Source organism: Sphingorhabdus sp. (assembly GCF_029865925.1).
Classification (GTDB): Bacteria; Pseudomonadota; Alphaproteobacteria; order Sphingomonadales; family Sphingomonadaceae; genus Sphingorhabdus_B.
The window spans coordinates 1-5,335 of record NZ_JARXAI010000003.1 but is presented as its reverse complement, the minus strand read 5'-3'; the positions used below and the strand labels follow the sequence as shown (position 1 = coordinate 5,335).

Genomic DNA, 5,335 nt, shown 5'->3' with positions numbered 1-5,335 from the left:
CGAGTATGACATTCGCGGCATCATTGGCGAAACTTTGGGGGAGGCCGATGCCTATGCGATTGGCCGTGGGTTTGGGACCTGCCTTGTGCGCGCTGGCGGCAAGAAGGCAGCCGTCGGTTATGACGGACGGGTTAGCTCGCCTATGCTTGAGGAAGCTTTGGTCAAGGGACTGAACGACAGCGGCGTGGACGTGGTGCGCATTGGCATGGGCCCCACACCGATGCTATATTATGCCGAGTCCGTTCTGGACGACGTAGACGGCGGCATTGAAATAACCGGCAGCCATAATCCAGCCAATTATAATGGCTTCAAAATGGTCCTCATGGGCAAGCCGTTTTTCGGGGCGGACATTCTGAAGCTGGGCCGCATGGCGGCGACAGGCGACTGGGTTGAGGGCGTGGGTAGTTCCGAGCATCTCGATATCCTTGACCAATATGTCGCCCGCGTGGCGCAGGCGGCGCCGCAAAAGGCCTTTCGCATCGGTTGGGATGCGGGTAACGGCGCAGCGGGACCGGCAATTGAAAAGCTAGTCAAGATGTTGCCGGGTGAGCACCATCTTTTGTTCGTGGAGGTAGATGGCCGATTTCCCAATCATCATCCTGATCCCACCGATCCGGCAAATCTAATTGATTTACAACGCCTTGTCGCGGAAAAGCAGCTCGATTTTGGAGTGGCTTTTGATGGTGACGGCGACCGTATTGGCGCAATCGATGGCGAGGGTCGCGTCATCTGGGGTGACCAGTTGCTGCAAATCTATGCCGCAGATGTGCTGGGCGAAGTCCCTGGCGCAACCATTATCGCGGACGTCAAGGCGTCGCAGGCGTTGTTCGACCGCGTCACAGAACTGGGCGGCCAGCCCATGATGTGGAAGACCGGCCACAGCCTAATTAAGTCCAAAATGAAAGAGACCGGCTCGCCGCTCGCCGGCGAGATGAGCGGTCATATCTTCTTCAAACATGAATATTATGGTTTCGACGACGCCATTTATGCCGCCGTCCGATTGATGTCGGCGTCGGCCAAGCTTGGTAAAAGCGTAACCGAATTGCGCGGCGACATGCCCGTGATGATCAACACGCCCGAAATGCGCTTCCAAGTGGACGAGAGCCGCAAATTTGCGGTGATAGACGAAGTGCTCAAGCGGCTTTCGGTGGCCGGCGCAGATGTAAACAACACCGACGGCGCCCGCGTCAACACGCCCGATGGCTGGTGGTTACTGCGCGCATCGAACACGCAGGATGTGCTCGTCGCCCGCGCCGAAGCGTCATCCGCAGAAGGCCTACAACGCCTGATGGCGCAAATTGATACGCAATTGGCGGCATCGGGGCTGGAACGCGGGGAAACTGTCGGGCATTAAGCCCAGCGTGAACTTACCTCCCATCATTCTCGACTGGTTTGCCGAACGCGGTTGGCAGCCGCGGCGGCATCAATTGGAGATGCTGGACGCGGCAGGCGAGGGGCGTCACGCCCTGCTTGTGGCCGCGACGGGCGCGGGCAAGACGCTCGCAGGATTTTTGCCGAGCCTAAGTGACTTGATTGCCGACCCGTCGGACGGCCTGCACACGCTTTACATCTCCCCGCTCAAGGCGCTAGCGACAGACGTCCGCCGCAATCTGCTGACGCCCGTCGAGGAAATGGGCCTGCCCATTCGCGTCGAGGCGCGCACCGGCGACACGCCGTCCGACCGCAAGGCGCGGCAGCGGGTCAAGCCGCCGCACATATTGCTGACCACACCCGAATCGCTTTCTTTACTCCTAAGCCACGAAGACAGCGTGCACATGTTTGCCACACTCAAGCGCGTCATCGTCGATGAAGTGCACGCCTTTGCCAATGGCAAGCGCGGCGATTTGCTGAGCCTTTCGCTCGCGCGGCTGCAGACGCTCGCGCCAGACCTGCAGCGCGTTGCGCTCTCGGCAACGGTCGCAGACCCAGACGATTACCGCGCATGGCTCGCCCCCAATGGCGACATTGACCAAGCACGCTTGGTCGAGGGAGAGGCGGCGGCCGAGCCTGACCTAACCATATTGCTACCCGAGGGCCGCGTGCCGTGGGCGGGGCATAGCGGGCAACATGCGATACCGCAGCTCATCGACGAAATCGGCCGCAACACAATCACGCTGATATTCTGCAACACCCGCTTTCTGGCCGAATTCATCTTCCAGAAATTGTGGGACGCGAATGAACCCAAATATGCCATTGGCATTCACCACGGCTCCCTGTCCGTGGAGGCGCGGCGCAAGGTCGAGGGCGCCATGGCCGAGGGCAAATTGCGCGCCTTGGTCTGCACCGCCAGCCTCGATCTGGGCGTCGACTGGGGGAATGTAGACTGCGTCATCCAGATGGGTGCGCCCAAAGGCTCGTCCCGCCTGCTCCAACGCATCGGCCGCTCCAACCACCGCATGGATGAACCCAGCAAGGCCATCCTCGTGCCCGGCAATCGCTTTGAGTATCTCGAAGCGCAGGCCGCCTATGACGCGGTGACAGAGGGCGTGCGCGACGGCGAGACCTTCAGCCCAGGCAGCTATGACGTTTTGGCGCAGCATGTCATGGGGCTGGCCTGCGCGGGGCCATTTGATGAGGCGGCGTTGCTGGCCGAGGTGCAGTCTGCCTTGCCCTATTCGGCCTTAGACGCCGCGACCTTTGCGCGCGTCATCGCCTTTGTCGCGACCGGCGGCTATGCGCTGAAGGCCTATGACCGTTTCAAAAAACTGGTCAAAGACCCAGATGGCCGGTGGCGATTGGCGCACCCGCAATTTGCGGCGCAGCATCGCCTCAACGCGGGCATCATCGTCGACGCACCCATGCTTGAGGTCCGTTTCCGCAATGGCCGCAAATTGGGCAAGGTTGAGGAATCTTTTGCCGCCACGCTCACCCCAGGCAACTGCTTCACCTTTGCCGGAATGGCGTTGGAGGTGGAATCGATCAAAGACCTTGACCTTATCGTCCGCGCCGCGACCAAGCCCGCGACCAACATCCCAAGCTATATGGGTGCGCGCCTGCCGCTGACCACGCATCTGGCAGGCCGCGTGCGACAGATGCTGACTGACCGGCCAGGCTGGGCGCGCTTTCCCGACGAGGTACGCGAGTGGCTTGAGATGCAGGCCTATCGCAGCCAAATGCCCAAGGCGGGGCAGTTGCTGGTCGAGACCTTCCCGCACGACAAACGCCATTATATGGTCACCTATCCATTCGAGGGCTGGAACGCGCACCAGTCACTGGGGATGCTGATTACCCGCCGCATGGAGAGCCGCGGGCTGATGCCCATGGGCTTTGTCGCCAGCGACTATGCCTTGGGCGTGTGGAGCCTCAAACCCATCACAGACCCGCACACGCTGTTTTCCGCCGACATATTGGCCGACGAATTCGTCGACTGGGTGGAAACAAGTTACATGCTCAAACGCGCGTTTCGCGAAGTGGCGGTCATCAGCGGACTGGTCGAACGGCAACATACCGGCAAGCGCAAGACAGGCCGGCAAGTTACCTTTTCCACTGACCTGATTTACGATGTGCTGCGTAAATATGAGCCCGACCATTTGCTGCTTGAGGCCGCATGGGCCGACGCGCGGACACGGTTGACCGATGTCGGGCGGCTTGGCGACTTGCTGGACCGCGCGGCCGACACGATGCTGCATGTCGATCTCGAGCGCGTCAGTCCGCTGGCGGTGCCCTTGCTCGTCATGATTGGCCGCGAGAGCGTGGCGCAGGGGTCCGTGGACGACGCGTTGCTGATGGAGGCAGAGAGCCTCGCCGGCATTGCCATGACGCCGTAAAGAGTAATCCCCCCCCCACCGCACGCCGATGGGGAGGATTTAACGGATCAATTCAACAAATTCTGTTTCCAGAACATCAACGACGCCCAAAATTGGTAGTCGACATTCTCTTTCTTAGCGAAGCCATGTCCCTCATTCTTGCCGATAACTACGCCTTTGCCGCGTTGAATTTGCAAGATCGCCCCGCGATACTGCTTGGCATGGACGCGTTGAAATTGTTTGACCGCGTGCTCATCGATTTTAGCAATCGCCGTGTTGGCTTTGATTTACCAAAGCGCGTGGCACAGGCGCCATAAGGATTTGCCCACATCCACTTGCAGTCGCCAGCCACAATCCGCATAGCCGCTGACATGGCGCATGGTTTCGAATTTGGTGGGCAGCAATTTGAGGTGGCGGGTGAGGCTGCCTTATATTGGCGGGCGCAAAATGCGTTATTGGTGTCTGATCTGCATTTGGAGAAAGCCAGCGCTTTTGCCTTATATGGCCAGATGTTGCCGCCTTATGACAGTGTCGCCACGCTTGAAGATATCTCCGCTTTGTGCAGGACATATCGACCCGCCAAAATCATATCCCTCGGTGACAATTTTCACGATGACGATGGCGAACACCGGTTGGCGGAGTCGGCGGCTGCATTGCTGGTCGATTTGGCCCGCGAGACCGAATGGATTTGGATTACCGGAAACCATGACCGCGCGGTGTCGGCTATTTGGGGTGGCAAGGCGTATGATGAATTGGCGCTGTCCGGTATTACGCTCCGGCATGAGGCACAAGGCGGTGACCCCAAGCCAGAGATTTCGGGACATTTCCATCCCAAGTTCCGGCAAGTGTTGCGCGGGCGGATGGTAAAAAGGCGCTGCTTTGTCGTAACCCCGCGCAAATTGATCATGCCCGCGTTCGGCGCACTGACCGGCGGGCTGGATGTTCAGGACCCTGCCATATTGAAAGCGTGCGACGTTGGAGACGGTGAATTGGTAGAGGCTGTTGTCGCCACCCAAGCAGGCTACGCCCGCTTTGCCTTAAACGGCGCTGGTGCGTTCGCCAAATAACGCCGTGCCAACGCGGATATGTGTCGCGCCCAGCATGATTGCCGTTTCGAAATCATCGGACATGCCCATGCTCAGTTGCGGCAAGCCATAGCGCGCGGACAATTCCGCCAACAATGCAAAGAAAGGCGCGGCCTCAACATCGGCGGGCGGAATGCACATAAGCCCTGCAACAGGAATATCGCTCTCCTGCGCGGCCTTCAGCAAGTCAGGAAGCTCCGCCACCGAACAGCCGCCCTTTTGCGCCTCAGCGCCGATGTTGACTTGAATGAAGCAAGGCACTGCGCGCTGTAGTTTTTGCATCGCCTTGCCGAGCGCAGTGACCAGCGACAGCCGATCGACGGAATGGATCACATCAAATAATGCGACCGCTTCCTCGGCCTTGTTGGATTGGAGTTGCCCAATAAGGTGCAGTTGGATGCCTGAATGCTGTTCCTTAAGCACAGGCCATTTTTGCGCAGCCTCCTGAACGCGGTTTTCACCGAACAGCATTTGGCCTTGAAGAATGAGCGGCGCGATATCTTC

At 59.2% G+C, this 5,335-nt stretch carries 5 protein-coding genes; 4 read left to right on the top strand and 1 reads right to left on the bottom strand.

Annotated elements, in window-relative coordinates:
* The 4 genes from pgmG to pdeM all read left to right on the top strand — a co-directional run.
* The coding region (gene pgmG / locus QE270_RS00210; protein ID WP_300033648.1) for a phosphoglucomutase/phosphomannomutase PgmG at nt 1–1,354 on the top strand (1,354 nt) is incomplete at its 5' end.
* Between the two features lie 7 nt (nt 1,355–1,361).
* Entirely contained in the window at nt 1,362–3,767 is a 2,406-nt protein-coding gene (locus tag QE270_RS00205) for a ligase-associated DNA damage response DEXH box helicase (protein WP_300033646.1), read from the top strand.
* 125 nt (nt 3,768–3,892) lie between these two features.
* Nucleotides 3,893–4,063: a hypothetical protein gene (locus tag QE270_RS00200; RefSeq protein ID WP_300033644.1), complete on the top strand. Its 171-nt coding sequence runs from the start codon at nt 3,893–3,895 to the stop codon at nt 4,061–4,063.
* An 18-nt stretch (nt 4,064–4,081) separates the two neighbouring features.
* Complete coding sequence (gene pdeM, locus QE270_RS00195) at nt 4,082–4,813, top strand: ligase-associated DNA damage response endonuclease PdeM (protein ID WP_300033642.1); 732 nt, start codon at nt 4,082–4,084, stop codon at nt 4,811–4,813.
* Here the strand turns inward: pdeM and QE270_RS00190 are convergent.
* A partial coding sequence (locus tag QE270_RS00190) for a YggS family pyridoxal phosphate-dependent enzyme (protein ID WP_300033640.1) occupies nt 4,784–5,335 on the bottom strand: 552 nt, incomplete at its 5' end. The genes pdeM and QE270_RS00190 overlap by 30 nt on opposite strands.